Source organism: Streptomyces sp. NPDC104367, assembly GCF_055583825.1.
The window spans coordinates 167,415-188,527 of the sequence record NZ_JBVJND010000020.1; the positions used below are offsets into that span (position 1 = coordinate 167,415).

Annotated in this window: 15 protein-coding genes and 1 riboswitch; of the genes, 8 read left to right on the top strand and 7 right to left on the bottom strand. The window is 70.7% G+C overall.

Going from position 1 to position 21,113, the window contains the following annotated elements; all coding sequences use genetic code 11:
* Nucleotides 1-131: 131 nt before the first annotated feature.
* Both ACZ619_RS28265 and ACZ619_RS28270 read left to right on the top strand, forming a co-directional pair.
* Nucleotides 132-1,766: a GAF domain-containing sensor histidine kinase gene (locus ACZ619_RS28265; RefSeq protein WP_469604532.1), complete on the top strand. Its 1,635-nt coding sequence runs from the start codon at nucleotides 132-134 to the stop codon at nucleotides 1,764-1,766.
* Nucleotides 1,767-1,769: 3 nt separating this feature from the next.
* Complete coding sequence (locus ACZ619_RS28270) at nucleotides 1,770-2,399, top strand: response regulator transcription factor (protein ID WP_469604535.1); 630 nt, start codon at nucleotides 1,770-1,772, stop codon at nucleotides 2,397-2,399.
* A 235-nt stretch (nucleotides 2,400-2,634) separates the two neighbouring features.
* Here ACZ619_RS28270 and ACZ619_RS28275 read toward each other — a convergent pair whose 3' ends face one another.
* Nucleotides 2,635-4,284: a redoxin domain-containing protein gene (locus ACZ619_RS28275; RefSeq protein ID WP_469604538.1), complete on the bottom strand. Its 1,650-nt coding sequence runs from the start codon at nucleotides 4,282-4,284 to the stop codon at nucleotides 2,635-2,637.
* Nucleotides 4,285-4,985: 701 nt separating this feature from the next.
* Nucleotides 4,986-5,396 carry a hypothetical protein gene (locus tag ACZ619_RS28280; protein ID WP_469604541.1) on the bottom strand — a complete coding sequence of 137 codons (411 nt, stop codon included), beginning with the start codon at nucleotides 5,394-5,396 and terminating at the stop codon, nucleotides 4,986-4,988.
* An 853-nt stretch (nucleotides 5,397-6,249) separates the two neighbouring features.
* Here ACZ619_RS28280 and ACZ619_RS28285 point away from each other — a divergent pair.
* A complete protein-coding gene (locus tag ACZ619_RS28285; RefSeq protein ID WP_469604544.1) occupies nucleotides 6,250-6,846 on the top strand; it encodes a hypothetical protein in 597 nt (198 codons plus the stop codon).
* Between the two features lie 133 nt (nucleotides 6,847-6,979).
* On the opposite strand, the gene ACZ619_RS28290 is transcribed toward ACZ619_RS28285, so the two are convergent.
* The 4 genes from ACZ619_RS28290 to metE all read right to left on the bottom strand — a co-directional run bounded on the left by ACZ619_RS28290 (nucleotide 6,980) and on the right by metE (nucleotide 11,623).
* On the bottom strand, nucleotides 6,980-7,156 hold the full coding sequence (locus ACZ619_RS28290) for a hypothetical protein (protein WP_469604546.1): 177 nt from the start codon (nucleotides 7,154-7,156) through the stop codon (nucleotides 6,980-6,982).
* A 316-nt stretch (nucleotides 7,157-7,472) separates the two neighbouring features.
* On the bottom strand, nucleotides 7,473-8,321 hold the full coding sequence (gene folP / locus ACZ619_RS28295; protein ID WP_469604548.1) for a dihydropteroate synthase: 849 nt from the start codon (nucleotides 8,319-8,321) through the stop codon (nucleotides 7,473-7,475).
* Nucleotides 8,314-9,225 carry a methylenetetrahydrofolate reductase [NAD(P)H] gene (metF, locus tag ACZ619_RS28300; protein ID WP_469604550.1) on the bottom strand — a complete coding sequence of 304 codons (912 nt, stop codon included), beginning with the start codon at nucleotides 9,223-9,225 and terminating at the stop codon, nucleotides 8,314-8,316. Before metF ends, folP begins: the two co-directional genes overlap by 8 nt.
* A gap of 79 nt (nucleotides 9,226-9,304) precedes the next feature.
* Nucleotides 9,305-11,623 (bottom strand): 5-methyltetrahydropteroyltriglutamate--homocysteine S-methyltransferase, encoded by a 2,319-nt coding sequence (gene metE / locus ACZ619_RS28305; RefSeq protein ID WP_469604553.1) that lies wholly within the window; start codon nucleotides 11,621-11,623, stop codon nucleotides 9,305-9,307.
* Nucleotides 11,624-11,777: 154 nt separating this feature from the next.
* A riboswitch (cobalamin riboswitch) is annotated at nucleotides 11,778-12,003 on the bottom strand.
* A 761-nt stretch (nucleotides 12,004-12,764) separates the two neighbouring features.
* On the opposite strand from metE, the gene ACZ619_RS28310 reads away from it, so the two are divergent.
* Nucleotides 12,765-13,259, top strand: coding sequence for a GntR family transcriptional regulator (locus tag ACZ619_RS28310; RefSeq protein WP_469604555.1), 495 nt, complete (start codon nucleotides 12,765-12,767; stop codon nucleotides 13,257-13,259).
* Here the strand turns inward: ACZ619_RS28310 and ACZ619_RS28315 are convergent.
* Nucleotides 13,151-14,998: a helix-turn-helix domain-containing protein gene (locus ACZ619_RS28315; RefSeq protein WP_469604558.1), complete on the bottom strand. Its 1,848-nt coding sequence runs from the start codon at nucleotides 14,996-14,998 to the stop codon at nucleotides 13,151-13,153. The two genes, ACZ619_RS28310 and ACZ619_RS28315, sit on opposite strands and share 109 nt — an antisense overlap.
* A gap of 360 nt (nucleotides 14,999-15,358) precedes the next feature.
* Here ACZ619_RS28315 and ACZ619_RS28320 point away from each other — a divergent pair, with 360 nt between their 5' ends.
* From ACZ619_RS28320 to ACZ619_RS28335, 4 genes are all read left to right on the top strand, one after another.
* Nucleotides 15,359-16,699: an MFS transporter gene (locus tag ACZ619_RS28320; protein ID WP_469604561.1), complete on the top strand. Its 1,341-nt coding sequence runs from the start codon at nucleotides 15,359-15,361 to the stop codon at nucleotides 16,697-16,699.
* 138 nt (nucleotides 16,700-16,837) lie between these two features.
* Nucleotides 16,838-18,226: an NAD(P)/FAD-dependent oxidoreductase gene (locus ACZ619_RS28325; protein ID WP_469604563.1), complete on the top strand. Its 1,389-nt coding sequence runs from the start codon at nucleotides 16,838-16,840 to the stop codon at nucleotides 18,224-18,226.
* Nucleotides 18,227-18,298: 72 nt separating this feature from the next.
* Complete coding sequence (dapA, locus tag ACZ619_RS28330; protein ID WP_469604565.1) at nucleotides 18,299-19,198, top strand: 4-hydroxy-tetrahydrodipicolinate synthase; 900 nt, start codon at nucleotides 18,299-18,301, stop codon at nucleotides 19,196-19,198.
* 184 nt (nucleotides 19,199-19,382) lie between these two features.
* On the top strand, nucleotides 19,383-20,894 hold the full coding sequence (locus ACZ619_RS28335; protein WP_469604567.1) for an aminobutyraldehyde dehydrogenase: 1,512 nt from the start codon (nucleotides 19,383-19,385) through the stop codon (nucleotides 20,892-20,894).
* Nucleotides 20,895-21,113: the final 219 nt, after the last annotated feature.

A 21,113-nucleotide genomic window follows, 5' to 3' on the forward strand; every position in this document is an offset into this window, starting at 1 on the left:
CGCATGTCGCCTTCCTCCGCCTAGGGTGGGAACGGAGTGTTCGACCGCCTCTACCGGGCGGACTGCTGACGGACCCGATCGCCCCTCCCCGGGCGGACGGCTGAGGAAACAGACGGCGAGGCTGTGCGAACGTGCCTGATCGTGCGGGCGGAGAGATCTTCTGGGCGGACGGGGCCGGATCACGGGTCGTCTACGACAGCCTGGGTGACCTGCTGGCGGAGTTCCGGCAGAGCGTCGACAGCGACCGCGCCATCGCGCTCTACCGGCCGACCGGACTGGAGAAGGGCTTCTTCGTCCTCTCGGACAGCACCGGCTTCCCGGCGGAGGCCGCCCTCGGCAACGAGCACCTGGTCCTCGACCAGCCGGTCGGTCTGAGCCGTCCCGGAACCGTGTCCGGCCTGCGGGTCCGCTCCACCCTGCGGCCCTTCGAATTCGGTCTGGCAGCCGCCCTGACCATCCCCTGGAGCGACCCGTTCGGCCAAGGCGTCGTGCTCGTCGGACTCGACGACGGGCGGCCGCCGTCCGGGCAAGGCGGCGTACCGTCCGTGCTGCGCCAGTCGGGGCGCCTCGCCCGGGTGGTCGCGGAGTCCCGGGTGACCAGCACACTCACCCTGCAACGCAAGTTCGGAAAGGCCCTGCGCGACGCCCTGTCCGCGGATCCCGGCGGCGGCGCGGTGGGACGGCTGAACGCCCTGGTGGTCACCGCCCGGGAGCTCTTCGGCTCCGACGCCGCCTACCTGGCGCTCCCCGAAGCGGCCACCGGAACCAACTACTACTTCGCCTCGCTCGTCCAGGTCCGCACAGCGGAGTTCCGGCAGCTCCGGATGGAGTTCGACCAGGGACTCGGCGGTCTGGCGCGCACCGAGGGCAGGGTCGTCACCTCGTCCGACTACGCCACCGACCACCGGCTGAGGCTGGCCCCGGTCGCCGAGACCGGCAAGGAGGGCCTGGTCTCCGCGATGGCCGCGCCCCTTGTGAACGGGTCGTCGATGCAGGGCGTGCTGTACGTCGGCTCCCGCTCGCCCAGGCCGTACAGCGCCACCGACGAACTGCTGCTCGCCGAGTTCGCCGACTACGTGGGGCTGCTCATGGGACAGCCGGACTTCCTCGCCGACACCCGCCGCGCGCACCTGGCCCGTCTGCGTGAGGACTTCGCGCACTCTGTGCACGACTCGGTGGTCCGCGCCCTCGTCCACATCGGGTTCACCGCCGAACAGGCGTCCGCCGAGACGACCGCGACACCGGGAGCGACGGATTCGACCGCGATCGACGTCATCCGCAGGACAGCGCAGGAAGCGCTGCACACGCTGCGCGATGAACTCGGCGATCTGATGGCGGGGGACGTGGCCGGACCTGCGGTCACCGTCGAGCACGTGCTGCGGAGCGTCACCCGGGTGCCCTGCCCGCCCGGCGCCGTCCGTCACGTCATGCTCTTCGGGCCCAGAGTGGACTCCTCCCTGTCGGCGAAGGTCGCGACGGCCCTGATCCAGGTCGGCTCCGAAGCCCTCACCAACTCGATGCGCCACTCAAGGGCGGCGAACCAGACGGTGGAGCTGGTCTCGGGGGAGGAGGACGTCCGGTTGCGGATCACCGACGACGGACAGGGATCCCCGTCGGCCGCGATGAGCCCGTCCGAGCTGTCCGCGACGGGGCACCTCGGAATCGCCTCGATGCACCGGCGCGTCGAAGCCCTCGGGGGAGAGATCAGCATCACCTCACGGGCCGGTGACGGCACCAGTGTCGACGTACGGATTCCGAGGATCTGAATCATGGACCCCATCCGGTTCTGCGCCGTCGACGACCACGACATCGTCCTGCTCGGCGTGGAGGCCATGGCCTCCCGCGAACCCGATCTCACCTTCTGCGGCGGTGCCGGCGACGCCAGGCACGCGATCACCCTCGTCGGCGCCGCGTCGCCGGACATCGTGCTGCTCGATCTCCGGCTCGGCAGCGGCAACAGCTTCGAGCTCTGCGCCGAACTGAGGCGTCAGGCACCCGATGCGGCGGTCGTCATGTTCTCCGCCTTCGGCAACCAGGAACTGCTGGAAGGCGCCATCGAAGCGGGCGCGGTCGGCTATGTCCTGAAGGACACCTCGACGGCCGGACTGCCCGAGGTACTGCGCACCGTACACAGGGACGGCGCCTACTTCGACCCGCGTGTGGTCGGCAGGAGCCTCATCTCCAGGGTGCGCGGCGAACCGCAGCACACACCGCTCACGGACCGGGAACTGCGGATCGCGCGGTACGTTGCCGAGGGCAAGGACAACTGGGAGATCGCGGAGGCGCTGAACCTGAGCGTCCACATGATCAAGTTCCATGTCAGCGCACTGCTCAGGCGTTACGAGGTCAGACGTCGCGCAGAACTGGTCCGAGTCCTCATGGAGCGGCACATCCTCTGAACCCGGCCCAAGCCGTCGGGCCTGAAGCCGTTCCGCGCGGACAGGGCGAGCGCAGCTGTGACGGAGATCGTGCCGCGTCTCGCTGAGGTCGAGGCGGATCTGCGGCGTCTCGTCGAGACACCGCCTGGCCTCGAAACAGCTCATCGAGGTCACCACTCGAACATCGCTGTCCGGCAGGAGCCGACCGGCAGGGCCGCCGCACGCGCCGCCCACACCGCGCGGACGGCCGGTACGGTCAGCCGAAGGTGAAGGAGTAGGCCGTCAGCCCCGGTGACAGGCCGATGGTGACCGTGCCCGCCTCCGGCGACCGCGTGGCGACGACCGTGCGGATGTCGGGTGGCCCGGAGACCCGGATGGTCTTCCTGCCGGTGCCGGAGGAGACCGTGAGAGTGCCGGTGCCTCCGACGTCGAGGTAGACCTCGGATGCGTGGAAGGAGAGCCGCAGTCGCGCGTCCCTGCCCGCGGTGAGCGACTCCTCGCCGACGTTCCAGGTGCCGGAGAGGGCGAAGGAGCCGGCCGGGAGGGAGGCGGGCAGGGTGAACCGGCCGGTCTCGTAGGCGGCGGCACCGTGGTAGCCCTGCTGGCGCCCGGCGCCGAGGTAGAGCTCCGGAGTCTGGCCGGGATCCTCGGGTGTGGTGTCGGGAAGGTTGCTCGCCTGCGGCAGGGCGCGCCCCGGATGCGCGGTGGTGAGCAGTTCGCGGATGAGCAGTTCTTCGCTGTCGTAGTCGCCCTCCCCGACGGAGATGTGCCGGATCCGCCCGGTGGCGTCGATCAGGTACGCGGCCGGCCAGGACTGGTTCCCGTACGCGTCCCAGGTGTCGTAGGAGTTGTCGAGTGCCACCGGGAAGGTCAGGCCCAGCCTGCGCACCCCGGCGGCGACGTTGGACGGGACGTGCTCGAAGGCGTACTCCGGGGTGTGCACGCCCACCACTTCGAACCCGGCGGAGGCATAGGTCCTCGCCCACGCCTCGGCGTGGGGAAGCTCGCGCTGGCAGTTGATGCACGAGTAGGCCCAGAAGTCGACCAGGACGACCTTGCCCCTGAGCGAGGCCAGGGTCACCGGCCTGCCGCCGGGTGTGTTCAGCCACGTGCCGATCCCCGCGAAGGCGGGTGCCGCGCCGCAGTTCCTCAGCCCGGTCCCGCAGTCCTTCGACGGTGTGCTGCCGCCGGTGGCCGCCGAGACCCCCTTCTCCAGCGAGTCGCCCAGGGACTGCGTGTAGTTCGGGATGTCCCGCTGGACGACGTCGGAGAGGTTGAAGGTCAGGGCGACGGCGAGCACGATCATCACCGCTCCGCTCACCCGGCGGAAGAGGGCCTGTCGGCGCCGGTAGGCCTGGAGCCACCGGCTCATACCGCGTCCCGCCAGCGCGAAGGCGAGCAGCGGGAGCGCGGTTCCCACCGCGAAGCCCAGGGTGAGGGCGATGGTGTCCGGGCCGACGTGGCGCGTCGCGCCGGCCACCGTGATGGCGGCCAGCACCGGTCCCGCGCAGGGCACGAAGACCGCGCCCAGGGCCACCCCGATCAGGAAGCCGCTGCGCCCGGTGCGCGGGGTGAGCTGCGGGAAGCGGTAGAAGGGGCGTTCGATCAGATGTCCGAGCGGTGGCACCAGCATCCCGAGCCCGACCAGGACCAGCAGTCCCAGGCCCGTCCAGCGGATGGCGCCCTCGGGCAGGTGCAGGACAGACAGGAGCAGGCTGCCGAACAAGGTGAACACGGCGAAACTGACAGTCAGGCCGAGCACCACGGCGTACGGTCGGCGCCGCGCCGCGGCCGTGTCGGGCCGGGCGCTGCCACCGCCCAGCAGGACCACCGGAAGCACCGGCAGCACGCAGGGCGACAGTCCCGTGATGACCCCGCCGACCAGCCCGATCAGCACAAGCGTCACGTCACACCCTCCTGCCGGTATCACGGACGAGTACGGAGTCCCGCCCGGGGGAACTCACGGGCCCGACACCTTCGATCCTATGCAGGTCCCTCGGCCCTATGCAGGTCCCTCGGCCGCGTCCTACGCCACGGAGGTGTGCGGCGTGAGGATCACGGAACCGTGATATCGACGGGTCGACGGCCGCCGCACTCACGCGGCGGGACATGACAGCGCTCCTGGGCAGCCGCGGAAGCCGAGCAGCACCAGCATGTGACTCCCGCCCCGCCCGCGGGCCTCCGCAGCCCCGGGTCGTGGTCCGCGCCGGCCAGGCCCGGGTGGAGGACAGAGCATGGTGGTCCCGCTGGGACTCTCCGGCGTCCCCCGGCCGTCGATGAGCCTTTCCTGCCGGATCCAGCACCCCAGGACCCACGCCCGCCGGGGCAGCCGGTCCGCTGCCTGTGCGCCCTGTACCGTCGGCATTCCCGCAGGAGCTGCACCGCAAGCCGGACAGCCACCCAGCCAGAGACCGCAGAGCCGTCTGACGGCAGTGCGGCGCTGCCGAGGCGTGCGGTGACCGTCCGGCGAAAGGCGCTCCCGGACGCCCGTGCCGAGGACGCCCGTGCCGAGGTGGAGGGGGGTGGGCACCGGGTGCGGTGCCGATGGCGGTGAGCCGCCCGTTCCCGGCCGGGGAAGGGGCGGCTCACGCGATGCGCGGGGTGGTTCTACTGCACGGTGACCGTGACGGTGTCGGAGTGGGTCCTGCCCACCATCACCCGGTAGCTCTGGGTGCCCTTGGCGGTGGGCCGCGTGGTGATCAGGAAGGACTTGCCCTTCTCGACCTTCGTGCTCGTCTTGAGCGTGGTCCACTTGCCGTTCTTCTCCTGCTGGAGCCGCACGGAGGTACCGGTCGGGATGCCGGTGGTGCGTCCGGTGAAGCGGACGGAGCGCCCCGCCTTCACGGTGGTCGGGTTGGCCTTGACCGTGACGGAGGCCGCGGCCCGGCTCATGCTCGGCCTCGGGGTCGGCGTGGGGGAAGCGGCGAATGCCTCGGCCGAGCCGGCGGAGACCAGCACCGCGGACAGCGCACACGCCGCCAGGGCGTGCGCTCGGCGGCTGTGGAACAAGGTGACCATGGTGTCTCCCGTAGCTGGATGGCTTGATCAGCGGGCGCCCGCTGCGCGGGGCTGCGCCGTGGGGCGATCACTCACCCGCATCAGGCTGTGCCGGATGTCCCGGAAAGGCATCCGGGAAAGTCACCGAAAGTCATGGCTGCGTCACGGCATCCGGGCTTCGCCCAGCTCAGCGGGCGAGTGACCGGCCGGTTCCTTTGCCTGCATATTGCCTTGGGTGCGGCTGGGACTCCGTGGGGTGCCGTCGACCGCAGCGTCAGTCGCGGTCGCTAAGTTCTGGATCCGCCTGTTCCCGTGGAGCGTGCGGCCGCAGGGGGACACCGCACCTGAGGGCCAGGCTCATGTGCGCGGACCGGGTGACACGCGGTCGCACCTGTCCCTCCAGGCGGCCTCGTCGCCGACCTGCGCCATGAGGCCGGAGGGCCGTCCGCGTCTGCATCGTCAAGGACAGCGAAGACACTGCCCGTCCTCAGTCGTCGCCTCTTGCGCAAGCGCACTCCTGCACCACGCCGACCGCGACATCCCGACTCGGCGACCGGAACGCGGCCGCCGAGTCGGGATGTGGGAACGCGTGGGGTCGCCATCGACGGTGTCCCGTGAAGTGGTCCAGCGGGTGGTGTCTGCCCACGGCATGCACCCGTCGTCGGCCTCCGCTCCCTGAACAAGGGCAGGCCACATCGCACAAGTTCCCCTGCTGAATGAGTAGTTCGACCGGAGGAGCGCACAACGGTCCTGTTCCAGTCTCACCTGGCGCGGCTGCTGGAGCCGATACGTACGGCTGACGGAGTTGCGATCCGCCGGGCCTCTCGCATCGGGCGCCAACTGCTACTGCCGGTACCGACGTTAGAGTGATCGGGTGGATGTCGGTGCGGTACTGATCGCGGTCGCCGGTGTCGCGGGAACGCTCGGGGGCGCGCTGCTCACCCAGCGAGGCGCCGACCGCGCCAAGCGACGTGAGCTGGAGACGACCCGTGCTTTCGAGGACGCCCGCGAGCACCGCGAGCTGCGACGCGGCTGCTACAGAGAGCTTCACAGGGACGCGCGACGGTTCTCCACAGCACTCGGCCGTCATCTGTACGTCATGCGGGACCGTACGGCCGAGGCCGAGGATATTCAGGCGTTGGAAGGAATCAAGGACACCTACCGTGACCGCTGGTCCGAGGCCTTGATGATCGCCTCTGACTCGGTGGTTCCTTCGGCTCACGACGTGAACGAGGCACTGACCACGGTCTACGGACAGGTCAAGCGCCTGGAGCAGGGAAACCCTCGACCCGGCGAGACTCTACGGTCGGCGGCTGAAGCGCAACATTCGCTCTGGTTCCTGATCGATGCCATGACGCAGTCCATGCGCTGTGATCTCGGCGTGACTGACCGGCTGCCGCACCCGGTCGCACCGAATCACGGGCAACTTGAGGCCATGCGCGATGATTTCGGCAGAACCGAGGAGCCGTGAAGGCGATCTCGTAGAACGCCCCCGCAGCACCGGACCAACTGGCTCGTACGTCGAGCAGGTCCTCATCCCCTGTAGTCCTGCATCCGCCAACCCAGATCGCCCCCAGCCTGCGCCCGTTCTCGCCGGAGAGCCCCTAGGCCCGGGGGACTTCCTCCTGGTCCGGCGCCGGGTGGCGGTCGGATTCGGGCCGATTCGGGTCCGCCTGTTCTTGCTGAGCCGATGACGGCGGGAACAGGCGGTCCTCCAGAACGGGCAGTCCGAACAGCAGCAGGAGCATGACCACCGGGGTGAGCAGAGCTGTGACGATCACGTTGCCTCCCCGTGAAGCTGACGATCACGGTTGTCACTCCGTGGCAAGTCGGCCATGACCACCGTGCGGCCGAACGGGGGACATGGCACGCGGAGACCGGCTGTATGTAGACCGATCGGGTGATGCGTATCCGTGTCTTGGCAGGCGGGGGAGTTCGGGCGCGGGGCGTCCTTCCTCTCCAAGGCCGCCATGCACGTGCGTGCACCCGCATTCGCCGCACCAGAGCCGGCCGTCGCGCTGCTGTCCGCAGGCACCGGTGGAGATATGGCGGCAACCATGCCGTCGTTGCGGCACCGTAGCCTTCAGGGCCGTGTCATCAGCCGTCCTCCTTGGCCGCCTCCAGTGCCTCGAACACGGTGAGCGCGTCGCGGAGGGCGGCGACGTCGTGGGTGCGGACGTAGTCCGCCCCGGCGCGTGCGGCGTACAGTTCCGCCGCCAGCGTGGCCGGGCCGATCCCGGAGACGGTGCTGCCGGTGAGTGTCCGCAGGAACGACTTGCGGGACGGTGAGATCAGCACCGGCAGGTCGAAGCGGGCTTTGAGCTGTTCGAGTCCGGCCAGGGTCCGCAGCGACGGTTCGGGACTGCTGCCGAGGAAGTAGCCGAGTCCGGGATCGATGACCAGTCGGTCGCGTCCTACCCCGGCCGCTTCCAGCGCGGCCAGGCGGTCGGTGAAGAACGCCTCGATTCCCCGGCACACCTGTGCGGCGTCGGTCCGCACCTCGGTGGCGGGCCCATGGCGTTGTACGGAGTGCATGACGACGAGCCGGCAGCCGGTGGCGGCGAGTGCCTCGTACCGGTCCGGATCGTCGAAGCCCTGGATGTCGTTCAGGTATGCGGCGCCGTGGGCGGCGGCGAACAGCTGTGTCGCGGGTCGGTAGGAGTCGACCGAGACCGGAACGCCCTCGGCGACCAAGTGGTCGAGTACGTCGGCCAGTCGTCCGATCTCCTCGGCCTCCGTCACCTGCTCGGCTCCCGGGTGGCTCGCGGCGGGCCCGAGTTCGATGACGTCGGCGCCCTCGGAGCGCAGCCGGTGCGCGTGTGCCACCGCGGCGTCCGAGGTCAGGTACCTGTTCCCGTCCGAGAAGGAGTCCGTGGTGATGTTGACGATCCCGACCAGGGACGGCCGGTGGATGCCCACGGGTGAATTGGGGGTGTGCTCAGTCATGGAGTCCGAGTTTCTGGTAGATCTCCGTCGTCACCGTCGAGAAGTTCATGGTCATGAAGTGCAGCCCGGGCGCCTCTTCGGCGATCAGGCGGCGGCACATCCGGGTGGCGTGGTCGATTCCGAGCGCCCTGACCGCACGGGGGTCGTCCTGTGCGGCAAGCATGTGCTCGGCCAGCTGGGTGGGGAAGGCGGCGGTGGAGAGGGTGGGGATGCGGTGCAGTGAGCGGATGGTGGTGACCGGCATGATCTCCGGGATGATCGGCGTCTCGCATCCGGTCGTCGTCACGCGGTCGCGGAAGCGCAGGTAGTCGTCGACGTCGAAGAACATCTGGGTGATGGCGTAGTCGGCTCCGGCCCGGCACTTGTCGACGAAGTGACGGATGTCGGCGTCCCGGCCGGGGGAGCGCGGGTGCATCTCGGGGAAGGCCGCGACGCCGACGCAGAAGTTCCCGGACTCCTTGATCAGGCTGACCAGTTCGGCCGCGTAACGCACCCCGTGCGGGTGCTCGGTCCAGGGGCCGAGCGGATCGCCGGGAGGGTCGCCGCGGAGGGCGAGGATGTTGCGCACGCCCTGGTCGGCGTAGTGGCCGAGGATGTTGCGCAGTTCGGCGACGCTGTGGCCGACGGCGGTGAGGTGGGCGACCGGGGTGAGCGTGGTCTCCTGGGCGATCCGTCCGGTGATGCTGACGGTCCGGCCGCGCGTCGAGCCGCCGGCACCATAGGTCACGGAGACGAAAGTGGGCGACAGTGCTTCCAGCCGGCGGATCGCGGTCCACAGGCCGGCTTCGGCCGCCGCGCTGCGCGGTGGCATGAACTCGAACGAGTAGGAGCGGCCTCCCCGTTGAAGGAGGTCGCGAATGGATGCCGCGCCGTCCGGCCTTGTGCTGGGCATACCGAGAGCCATGGGCTGATGCTTTCTCCGGGGCCGGGCCGGGCCGGGGGAACGCGGCGGACGCGTCCTCCCGGACAGGCGGGGTTTGTGGTCAGGAGGCGGGCAACTCCGCACGGACCGTACGGGCGGCGGTGACGAGGTTCTCCAGGGCGGCGCGGGTCTCGGGCCAGCCGCGGGTCTTCAGCCCGCAGTCGGGGTTGACCCACAGCCGCTCGGCGGGGATCGCCTTCAGCCCGGTCCGCAGCAGCTCGGCCGCTTCCGCGGTGCCCGGGACACGCGGCGAGTGGATGTCGTAGACGCCTGGGCCTGCCTCGCGCGGGTAGCCGTGGGCGGCGAGTTCGCGGGCGACCTGCATGTGGGAGCGGGCGGCTTCCAGGCTGATGACATCGGCGTCGAGATCGTCGATGGCCTGCACGATGTCGCCGAACTCGGCGTAGCACATGTGGGTGTGGATCTGGGTGTCCGGCCGTACCCCGGCGGTGGTGAGCCGGAACGCCTCGGTCGCCCACGCGAGGTAGGCGGGGTGGTCGGCGGCCCGCAACGGCAGGGTCTCGCGCAGCGCGGGTTCATCGACCTGGATCACCGAAGTCCCGGCCGCCTCCAGGTCGTTGACCTCGTCGCGCAGGGCGAGGGCGACCTGGCGGGCGGTGTCGGCGAGGGGCTGGTCGTCTCGGACGAACGACCAGGCGAGCATGGTGACCGGGCCGGTGAGCATGCCCTTGACCGGGCGGTCGGTGAGGGACTGGGCGTACGACGTCCAGCGCACGGTCATCGGTTCGGGCCGGGAGATGTCGCCGGCCAGGACCGGCGGGCGCACGTAGCGGGTGCCGTAGGACTGGACCCAGCCGTGCTGGGTGGCCAGGTAGCCGGTGAGCTGTTCGGCGAAGTACTGGACCATGTCGTTGCGTTCGGGCTCGCCGTGCACCAGGACGTCGAGGCCGGTCTTCTCCTGGAAGGCGATCACCTCGCCGATCTCCGTCTTGATCCGCTCCTCGTACCCGGCCGTGTCGATGCGTCCGGCACGCAGGTCGGCGCGGGCGGTGCGCAGTTCGCCGGTCTGTGGGAAGGAGCCGATGGTTGTGGTCGGCAGCAACGGCAGCCCGAGGCGGGCCCGTTGGGCGCGGGCGCGTTGGTCGTAGGGCTGCGAGCGGCGGGCGTCGGCCTCGGTGACCGCTCGGGTCCGGGCCCGGACGGCGGGATCGTGGGTGATCGGCGAACCGGCCCGGGAGGCCAGATCGGCGCGGTTGGCGGCGAGTTCGGCCGCGATGGTGTCGGTGCCCCGGGCGAGTCCCTTCGCGAGGGTGACGATCTCGGCGGTCTTCTGCTGCGCGAAGGCGAGCCAGCGCAGGATCTGCGGCTCGATGTCCCGTTCGAGGGCGGCGTCGAGCGGGACGTGCAGCAGGGAGCAGGAGGCGGCGACGTCGACCCGGTCCGCCAGGCCCAGCAGTGTGCCGAGGGTGGACAGGGACTTCTCCAGGTCGTTCACCCAGATGTTGCGGCCGTCGACGACACCGGCGACCAGCCGCTTGCCGGGCAGTCCGCCGACGGCCGCGAGGCCGTCCAGGTTGGCGGCGGCGGCCTCGGTGAAGTCCAGGGCCAGCCCCTCCACCGGGGCCTGGGCGAGGACGGGCAGGGCCTCGCCGAGCCGGTCGAAGTAGGAGGCGACCAGCAGCTTGGGCCGGTCGGTGAGCGCGCCGAGGTCCCGGTAGGCGCGGGCGGCGGCGTTGAGTTCGGCCCGGGTGCGGTCCTGGACCAGGGCGGGTTCGTCGAGCTGCACCCAGTCGGCGCCGGCCGCGCGCAGGTCGGCGAGAACCTCGGCGTAGACCGGGAGCAGCCGGTCGAGGAGGGTGAGCGGTTCGAAGTCGGCGGGCACACCGGGTGCGGGCTTGGCGAGCAGGAGGTAGGTGACCGGACCGACCAGCACGGGCCTGGCCGTGAGGCCCAGAGCGAGGGCTTGCGTCAGCTCGGCGACCTGCTTGGCCGTGTCGGCGGTGAACACCGTGTCCGGGCCGAGTTCGGGGACCAGGTAGTGGTAGTTGGTGTCGAACCACTTGGTCATCTCCAGCGGCGCGACGTCCTGCGTGCCGCGGGCCATGGCGAAGTAGCCGTCGAGGGCGTCGGCGCCGACGGCGTCCCGGTGCCGCTCGGGGATCGCGCCGACCATGACGGTGGTGTCCAGGACGTGGTCGTAGTACGAGAAGTCGCCGGTCGGGACCTCGTGGATGCCGGCGTCGGCGAGTCGGCGCCAGTTGGCCGCGCGCAGTTCGGCTGCCGTGGTCCGGAGGGCGTCTGCGCTGACGCGGCCCTTCCAGTAGTTCTCGATCGCCTTCTTCAGTTCCCGGTCCGGTCCCTGGCGGGGGTAGCCGTACACGGTGGCCCGGACTGCCGCGGCTGCGGACTTGGTGGTCACGGAGATCTCCTTCGCGAGACGATTCCCTGAGATCCCGGCGACGGGACGAGAGCGCGAAGGGTGACGGAACCGGGCGGAGACAGCCCATGGCCGCCCGCTCGGTATGTACGCCGACCCGCCCACGAGGTCACCGGGATGTCCGCGCGCGGAGTCGTCCGCACACGGGCAGGTGGCAGGTCTTCGGACTCACGGGCACGCCCTCCTTCGTCAGGAGGACACCTACTGGCCGTCGCTTCCCAGACCCCGTACGTCGGGTCCAGTGCGTATGACGGCGGTCGTTCCCGCTCACCGCTGCGGGGCAGTCCCGGATTCCCACCGGGTTCCCTCTTACGACGCATCCCGCCTGGCGGACGGGGCGAACCAGCTGCACCGGCCAGCCTACGGGGACGGTGGCGAGTACGGAGGGTCACGTCCATCATTCGGATGGTGAGCCGAGACACGCGGGTGACCAGGTGTGAAACCGGCGACGGGCGGGAAGACGCCGCCGGCCCGCCCGTTTCCCCGGCCTCCATACCTCCGCTTCCTGCCGGCCGTCCCCGCCGACGGCTGTCGGACAGCAGGCGCCTTCACCCGAATGAGGGCTGTTGTCAGCACGCTCGAACGCTCGAACGGCGATCCCGCGCAGTGACCGCATCACCGCATCACCGCATCGTCGGAATCATCGGAATCGTCGTATGCGCTGTACCAGTTACCGTCGGCAGGTGCGTACTCGGCGCCGATCGCGGGGAGGGCGTGGGCGGCGTCACCGGCGACGGAGACGATGACACCGGGGGTGCTTCGGACCGAGGGGTCGATGAGCCCCGCTCACGGCTTTCGGGGAGGCGATGCGGGTGCGTCGGCCGCCGGTGACAGGCCCGATGCCGACGAGGGCGGGGCCGGCGTCGGTGAGCAGTTGCCGGACAGCTCCGCGGCCGACGGGAATGCGCCTGGGCCGCACGACGAGGTCGGCGCAAGGACGAGGCCTCCGCGTACGACGGCTTGGGGTCGGGGTTGCGCCACAGGAACTCGGGGTGGTCGGGCAGGACGTCACCGGGCTTGGTGAGAGGGTTGCCGCGCGGGTGCATCACTGAGCGGCCTCCTGGGCCACGAGGGCGATGGAACGCTGGCCGACCAGGCCTATCGCTCCATCTCCGACCGTCTGGTGACCCTCCGGATCCGCCCCGGCGAGCCCGTCAACGACGAGCGGATCGCCGCCGAACTCGGCTTCGGGCGCACGCCCGTCAGGGAAGCCCTCAAGCGGCTGGAACACGAGCGGCTCATCGTCGCCCACCCCCCGCGCGGAACCTTCGCCACCGAGGTGCAGATCGCCGGCCTCGGACACATCTCGGAAGTCCGCAAGCGGCTCGAACCCCTCGCGGCGGGCATCGCGGCCCGACGTGCCGGCGAGGACGACCGCGCCGGCCTCGAAGGGCTGCTGCCGGGCCTGGCCGGCCACGATCCGCAGCGTCATCTGACGCCCGGCCCGTCCGCGGCAGGGGCCTGCGCCGGTCCAGGGCACGGACCTGCCGGCGGCACGCGTCCCGCGCGTCAGTGTGCCGCGCCCCGTGAGTCCTCCGGGCGCATGCGCGGCCTGCCCGCCAGGCTGGCCCACAGATGCGGAGCGATGTCGTCCTCGGGGAGCTGGGCGATCATGTAGCGGACGCAGCGCTCGATCTTGACCCGCCACAGGCGGGCCGCCTCGTTCCCGTCGGCGTCGCACAGCGCGTCGTGGACGGCCGTGTCCTCGTCGGCGATGGTGTCGCAGGCCTGGCTGTAGTTCATGTCCAGGACCGTGACGAACATCCGCAGCCGGGCCGTGAGGCGTTCGAAGGTCGTCGCGGCCTGCGGCAGATCCGCGATCCGGGCGAGGGCGTCCTGGTACCTCAAGTCGTCCTCGCGGATGCGGAGATGGTCGTTGTCCCGGGCGGCAGCCCGGACCTCCGCCAGTGCCGCCGAGGCCGGGGCGAGGTTGTCCCGGCCCAGCATGGCGATGCGGCGCATGAGCAGCGCGCCGAGGCTCGCGCGCAGTGCGTAGAGATCGAGCACGTCCTTCGCCGTGACGGCGGGCACCGCGGTCGCTCCGCCGGGCAGCAGGTCGAGCATGCCCTCCTCGGCCAGAGCGTGCAGGCCCGCGCGGATCCTCCGGCGTGACAGGCCGAGGCGGAGAGCGAGCGGAGCCTCCCGGACGCGGTCCCCCGGCCGGTGGCCCCCGGTGAGGAGGGACTCACGCAGCAGACCGACGACCGGATCCGCCGTGAGCGGGGCACCGGGCGGGACGTCGGAGGATGTGATCCGCACCGCGATTCCCGGGGCGCGCGGGTCGGGGGCGCGCACATCTTGGGCGTTCGAGTCACTGTCAGGCCCGCAGATGGCCGGACTGTCGTACGACGGACGCGGAGCGGCGATGCGGGTGAAGGCGGCTGCGGTAGGGGTCCATGTGCTCGACCAGGTCAGCAGCGCGTCCCGCAGCCGGGGCAGGCCGGGTGTGACCCCGTGGGGGAGCCGGGCCCGGGCGGCGAGCAGCCGCCGGGCCTCGGCGGTCCACTCCTCGGGGCTGGGCGCGTGGTGCCAGCGCGGCCGCGAGGACAGGGACGCACCTGATCGGTCCAGGTCCGCGCACGCCTGGGCGCTCACGCCGTACGCCAGGAGGTGGACCCGGGCTCCGCCCACCGCGGCGGGCCGCACCTGTTCCATGAACGCGTCCAGCGCGCAGTGGTCCGACCCTTCGGCGCCGTGCTGCCGGCCCCTGAGGGACGCGAAGGCGGAGGCCACGGCCAGTACGTGAGAGGCCTCCCGGTCCTGCCCGAACAGCCGGTCCGCGAGGGGAGCCGCGGAGGTGTCCGCGGACCGGCTCCGCCCCGAGCGGGCCGTCACCGCGAGCACACACAGGGGCGGGGCGACGAGCAGACCGACGGCCTCCTCGGCGTGGTCCGGCAGGGACCAGGCCCGGCATGGTGTGACGGCGGCACGGTCCTCCCGCTGGACGTGGTAGGCGCGCCAGATGCGGTTCACGGTGCTCTGGCTCAGGCCGGTCTCGGCCGCCATGGAACGGGTCGACCAGGCCTGTTTCCCGCCGTTCGGGGGCGGGGTCAGGGTGCGGACGAGAACGTGGGCGACGGTGTCGTCGTCGGCCGTGGGGGGCCGGCCGGGACGAGACTGTTCGTCCAGCCCGGCCAGGCGCTCGGCGAGGAAGCGGGCGCGCCACTTGCCGACCATGTCACGGGAGACGCCGAGGCGCCTGGCCACGTCGCTGTTGGTGGGCTCCTCCGCGCAGGCCAGGACGATCTGCGCGCGCAGTACCCGGGCCTGTGAGCAGGTGCGACTGCGCGTCCACTGGAGCAGGGCGACCCGTTCGTCCTCGGTGAGGACCACGGCGTCGCGGGGACGGCCGACCATGACCGTAATCGTAGCCGAACTTCTGACTCGGGGGGCTTTTGGAACCCGCCGCGACGACGGGGGCATTGTTGGCCGCTCCCCGGCTTCACATACTTCGTTGCCATCCGGCGGCCACGTCGCCGGCGTCCCCAGGAAACCGTGAGTTCGCCTCTGGCGGGCCCGGGCCGAGACTCTCGCCGGGCAGCACTCGCACCACCGGAACCGCAGGTTCCGTACCCGGCCCGCCAAAGCCGCGGCGGCAACCGGCAGCCCGGCACTCATGCCACGACATCAACCCCGACCTGGCCCGGACCTATCCTCGAAGAGAGGGTCCGGGTACCGCTCCCGGAGGCTGTGATGAACGAAAACGCAGGGAACAGAGTGGACGACGCGCCTCTGTCGCGCTTCCACAAGAAACTGGCGCTGTACTCCTCCGGGGGTCCCTTCCTCGACGGCTACGTCCTGAGCATCATCGGCGTCGCCATGGTGCAGATCACGCCGCAGCTGCACCTGTCCGACTCCGCCCAGGGACTGATCGGCGCGTCCACGCTCCTCGGTATCCTCTTCGGCGCCTTTGCCGGCGGGTACCTCACGGACAAGTTCGGCCGTCAGGTCCTCTACACCATCGACCTCGTCGCCATCATCGTCTGTTCCGTCGCCCAGTTCTGGGCCCACGACCCGGTGTGGCTGTTCGTCCTCAGGCTGCTGATCGGCATGGCCGTCGGCGCCGACTACCCCATCGCCACCTCGCTGCTGGCCGAGTTCACCCCCCGCCGCTACCGGGGCCCGCTCCTGGGCGGCCTGGTCGTCATGTGGTTCGTGGGTGCCGCGACGGCCTACATCGTCGGTGAACTGCTGCTGAAGACGGGCGACGACGGCTGGCGCTGGATGCTCGCCAGCGCCGCCCTGCCCGCCTCGGTCATCGTGCTGCTGCGCCTGGGCACACCCGAGTCCCCGCGCTGGCTGGCGAACAAGGGCCGCGTCCAGGAGGCGGAGGCAGTCCTCCGGCAGGTCTACGGCCCGGACGCCTCGATCGCCGACCTGTCCGAGGAGGAGGCGCGCGAGAACGTCGACCTCAAGGCCATCCTGCGCTCCGGCTACGGCGGACGGATGCTCTACATCTCCGTCTTCTGGACCTGTTCCATCGTGCCGCTCTTCGCCGTATACGCCTTCGGCCCGAAGATCCTCGGCGCGCTCCACCTGGAAGGGGCCCTGGCCAACGTGGGCTCGGCCCTGATCACCGTCATGTTCCTCATCGGCTGTGTCATCGCCCTGTTCTTCGTGAACCGCATGGGCCGGCGCCCCCTGGTCATCCACAGCTTCGTCTGGTCGGGCCTGGCGCTGCTGCTGCTCGGGATCTTCCCCGGCGCCCCCGCGGCCGTGATCATGGTCCTGTTCGCGCTGTACGCGGTCATCATCGGCGGCACCCAGATCCTGCAGTGGGTCTACCCCAACGAGCTGTTCCCGACCGAGGTGCGCGGCTCGGCCGTCGGGCTGGCCTCGTCCGCGAGCCGCATCGGCGCCGCCGTGGGCACCTACCTCGTTCCGATGGCACTGACCGGCTGGGGCATCGGCTACACCATGATCGCGGCCGCCGTCATCAACGGTGTCGGCGCTGTCGTCTCCGTCCTGTGGGCGCCCGAGACGCGCGGCATGGCCCTGCACGAGGCCGCCGCGCTGTCACCCACGCCGGAACCCGTCGGCCGCCCCGCCGCCGTCTGACCCCACCGCCGCGACGGGCTCCCACCCGACGGGAGCCCGGACGCCACCAGTCGCCCCATCCTTCCCCTCACCCTTCCCCCCCGGCACAGCTCGCCGAGCAGCCGAAATCGTCACCCGCACCCGCGCAGGAGGTTACCCATGAAAGACGTTGTGATCGTCGGAGGCGGCATCGCGGGACTGGCCGCCGGCTGGCGGCTGCGCCACTGGGACACGCTCCTGCTGGAGTCGGAGGGGCGCATCGGCGGCCGCATCCGCTCGGAACGCCGAGGACCGCACTGGATGAACTGGGGCGGACACGTCTACGCCGGCGGCAACTCCGCGACCGCCTGGCTGCTGGACAACACCGGCGTCGAGTCGGCTCCCGTGCCCGGTTCGCTGGCCGGACTGGCGATGAACGGCAAGCTGCTGCTCAAGGGCCGGGTGGAGACCTACCCGTTCCGCATCCCGATGTCCATGGAGTCCCGGGTCGGCATGGTCAAGGCGGGCGCCAAGGTCGCGCTGCGCGTGGCGCGCTACGCCCGGATCGTGCAGCGGCGGCGGGGCGAGACCGCGGCACAGCACCAGCAGCGGATCTACGACTTCATGAACGACCGCTCCTTCAAGGACTTCATCGGAGACCTGCCCGAGGACGCCGAGGCGTTGTTCAAGCCGACCGTGACCCGCTCCTCCGCCGACATGGACCAGCTCTCGGCGGGAGCCGGTGTCGGCTACTTCAGCCTGGTGTGGGGCATCGGCGGCGGACTCTCGCAGAGCATCCTCGGTGGCCCGTCCACCCTCACCGAGTCCATCGCCGCCTCGCTGTCGGACCGCGTGCGCCTGAACGCGACCGTCGACGAGATCGTCCAGAAGAACGGCTCGGTCGTCGTGCGCTACCGGCAGGACGGCATCGAGCGGGAGGTCGAGGCGCGATACGTGGTCCTGGCCACGCCCGCTACCGTCAGCCACCGCATCGCGGTCGACATCGAGAGCGACATCCGCGAAGCACTCTCGAAGATCGTCTACGGCCCCTACGTCAGCGCGGCGTTCCTCAGCAACGAGACCGGCCGCCAGGTCTGGGACGACGCCTACGGCATCGCCACGCCGAAGCGCTCCTTCAACGTCGCCCTGAACATGTCGAACGTCGTCCACGGCTACGCGCCGGAGCGCCGGCCCGGCAGCAGCATCATGACCTTCTCGCCGGGAAGCCTGGCACGTGAGCTGCTGGAGCACGACGACGACAAGATCCGCCGCATCTACCTCGACGACCTGGACCAGGTGCTGCCCGGCTTCGCCGACAACGTCGTGGAGGCAGAGGTCCAGCGCTGGCCCACGGGCGCGCCGTACTGCTTCCCCGGCCGCGGCCGGCTCCAGCAGACACTGACCCGCCGCAGCGGCCGGGTGTTCCTGGCCGGCGACTACCTCGGCACCCTCTACACCGAGACCGCGATCCAGACCGGCCTGTCCGCCGCCCACGAGGTCCGCAGTCTGCTGGCGACCGACCGGCAGACCGCCGCACGCACCCACGCGTCGCTGCGCAGCGCCTCGTAGCAGCCCTCGCCCCGCCCGACCACCCCGCTCCACCGCCCCCACAGTCTCACCGGAACCATAGGAGATCCCACAATGTCGGCACAGCTCGGCGGTGTCCTGACCGCACTCGCCACCCCCTTCGCGCCGGACGGCCGGATCGACGAGAAGATCCTGCGCCGCCTGGTCGACCACAGCATCGACGGCGGGGTCGACGGCGTCGTCGCCTGCGGCTCCACCGGGGAGTTCGCCTCGATGAGCGCTGCGGAGCGGCGCCTGATCGTCGAGACCGTCATCGACCAGACGGCCGGACGGGTACCGGTCATCGCGCAGACCGGCGCGATGAGCGCCAGGGAAGCCATCGAACTGTCCCGTCACGCGGAGGCCGCCGGAGCCTCGGTGCTGATGGTGGTCGCCCCCTACTACGAGCCGCTCACCCTCGACGAGACCTCGCACTACCTGCGCAGCGTCGCCGACGCCGTGGACATCCCCATCATGCTCTACAACCTGCCCGGACCCACGGGGGTCAACCTCTCCCCGGAGACCGTCGGCAAGCTCGCCCGCGAGGTCGACAACATCCAGTACATCAAGGACACCAGCGGCGACCTGGCCCAGGCCGGGCAACTGATCCACCGTCACGGCGACGTCATCTCCACCTTCGTGGGCTGGGACAGCCTCCTGCTCCAGGCGGTCTCCGAGGGTGCCGCCGGAGTGATGGCCGGGACCGCGAACGTCATGCCGGCCCACCTGGTCTCCGTCCACCGCGCGTTGCGCGACGGCGACCTCGCACGCGCCCGAGCCGAGTGGGAGCGGATCTACCCGCTGATGGACGCGATCATGTCCGCTCCGTTCATCCAAGCGGTCAAGGTGGGCGTGAACGCGGTCGGCATTCCCGTCGGCGAGCCCCGGGAGCCGCTTCTCGGGCTCGACGCCGACACGGCCGCCCGGATCACCGCCCTCGTCCAGGCGCTGCCCGAGCCGAACACGGCGAGCTGACGACCGTGCGGGTGCCGGAGAAGAACTCCGGCACCCGCACCGGCGACCACGACACCGCCGGCGACCCCGGCCAACGAGCCGACAGCGCAGCGACGGCAGCGGTGACGGTCACGCCGTGTCGTACGTCAGCCCAGGACCTCGGTGTCCAGGACACACCCGACCACGCTCCAAGGAGTCACCGATCATGACCACTGCCGCGACCCCCACGACGGCCGGCGTGCGCCGCGCGGTCGGCGCACAGCCCCTCGTCACGGAGGCCGATCTTCCTCCGGCCCGGCACTTCGTCGACGGGAACTTCGTCGAAGGATCGGCCGACAACGTCATCGACGTCGTCGACCCGTGCTCCGAGGCCGTCATCGCCCGGATTCCCGAAGGAGATGCCGAGGACGTCGACCGAGCCGTCGCCGCCGCGGTGGCGGCCAAGGCCGGATGGGGCCGGTCCGTCCCGAAGGAACGCTCCGAGCTGCTGCACGCCATCGCGGACCGACTCGCCGAGAACACCGACCTCCTGAGCAGGCTGGAGTCGGCGAACACCGGCAAACCGCTGGCGGTGTCGGCGGACGACGTCGGCCAGGCCGTCGACACCTTCCGCTTCATGGCGGGAGCGGTGCGCGCGAGCACGTCCCTGGCCGCCGGCGACTACGCCGAGAACCACCTGTCGGTCATCCTGCGGGAACCGCTCGGCGTGATCGGTGTGGTCACCCCGTGGAACTACCCGCTGCTCATGGCGGTCTGGAAGATCGCCCCGATCCTCGCCGCGGGCAACACCGTCGTCCTCAAGCCGTCCGAGCAGACCCCACTGACCACCCTGAAGTTCGCCGAAATCGTCGCCGACCTGCTGCCCGCCGGCGTGCTCAACGTGGTGAACGGCTACGGCGCGACCGTCGGCGCCCGCCTCGCGGAGCACCCCGACGTCGACATGATCGCCCTGACCGGCTCGGTCAACAGCGGCCGCGCGGTTGCCAGGGCCGCCGCCGACAGCCTCAAGCGCGTCCACCTCGAACTCGGCGGCAAGGCACCGGTGGTGGTTTTCCAGGACGCCGACCTCGCCGCCGCCGCGTCGGCGTTGCGCGTCGCCGGTTTCTGGAACTCGGGGCAGGAGTGCGGAGCGGCTTGCCGCGTCCTCGTCCACGAGTCGGTCGCCGACGCGTTCGTCGGACAACTCGTCGCGGAGGTCGAGGGGTTGGCCGTCGGAGAACCGCAGGCCGGCGAGGACATCGAGGTCGGCCCGATGGTCTCCCGAGCCCACTTCGAGCGGGTCACCGGCTACCTGGAGCGGGCGAAGGAGGAGGGGGTGCGCGTGGCGACCGGAGGCGGGGCACTCGACGGGGCCGGCTACTTCGTCGCACCGACCGTCCTGGTCGACGTCCCCGAAGGCGCCGAGGCCGCCCGCGAGGAGATCTTCGGCCCGGTGATCACGGTCGAGACCTTCACCGACGAGGACGAAGCCGTACGCCGTGCCAACGACGTCCCGTTCGGCCTCTCGGCATCCGTATGGACCGAGAGCGCCCGCCGCAGCCACGACATCGCCGCCCGTCTCGACTTCGGCACGGTCTGGGTCAACTCCCACCTCGTACTGGCCAGCGAGGTTCCCTGGGGCGGCTTCAAGGGCTCCGGCTACGGACGCGACCTGTCGATCTACGCACTGGACGACTACTCCCGCACCAAGCACGTCATGCACAACCACGGCCGCTGAGTACCTGGAGAGCCGCAAAGTGCTCCTGCTCCGTGGCGGAAGGGTTCCCATTCACCCTGTGGCCGCGGTTCAGGAGCACGTTTGAAGCAGAGATACCGGATTCGACCCCGCCGAGCGGGCGATGTGCAGTGCCAACTGGCGGCCGGGCCGGCGTCTCCTGCCCGGTCGTACAAGGGGGTCAGCGGGTAGACGCAGAGGTTTCGGGTGACCTGTACGTCG